Raw genomic sequence first — 704 nt, 5'->3', positions numbered from 1 at the left:
CCGCCTGGATAAGTTAAATTACTAAAACTATACAAATAAGTTTTAGGAAAGACATTGTTTAATACTTTCAATAGCGATTGTTGAATATCCATGGCATACCAAGAAGACTCTCCCTGGGCAACAACGATACCGTCATCGGCTAAACAGTTAAAAACATCTTTATAAAATGCTTCGCCAAATAAAGGTTGAGCAGGTCCAATCGGATCAGTGCTGTCGACAATAATAACATCAAACTTCTCAGTGGTTTCTTTAACAAATTGCACACCATCACCAATAATAAGATCTATACGTTCATCATCGAGGGCTGAAGCGGTTTGTGGAATGTGCTCTTTACAGGCGTTGACAACCATCACGTCGATTTCAACCATAGTACATTTTTTTACTGATAGATGACGAATGACTTCTCTTGCCGTTCCACCATCACCACCACCAATCACTAAAACATTTTTAGGGTTAGGATGCACAAACAAGGGCACATGGCTTATCATATCGTGATAAGCAAATTCGTCTCGCTCAGTAACCATAATCAAACCGTCATTTAGTAACATTTTACCATGACCTTTAGTTTCAACAACATCTACGGTTTGAAATTCACTTTTCCCAGAGAAAAGTACTTTTTCTACTTTAAATTTAATCCCCAAAAAGTCTTCAAACTTTTCTTCTACCCATAAATTAGAGTGCATGGTTTTCTCCTGAAATATCAA

General features: G+C 37.1%; 1 protein-coding gene. It reads right to left on the bottom strand.

Going from position 1 to position 704, the window contains the following annotated elements; all coding sequences use genetic code 11:
• Nucleotides 1-683, bottom strand: a 683-nt coding sequence (speE, locus tag H4J62_RS20800; RefSeq protein ID WP_182231382.1) for a polyamine aminopropyltransferase, incomplete at its 3' end; no start/stop codon positions are given.
• Nucleotides 684-704: the final 21 nt, after the last annotated feature.

It is taken from the genome of Colwellia sp. BRX8-5 (assembly GCF_014077325.1).
Classification (GTDB): domain Bacteria; phylum Pseudomonadota; class Gammaproteobacteria; order Enterobacterales; family Alteromonadaceae; genus Colwellia_A.
The sequence above is the reverse complement of the archived record's forward strand: the minus strand, read 5'-3'. Positions and strand labels throughout refer to the sequence as shown.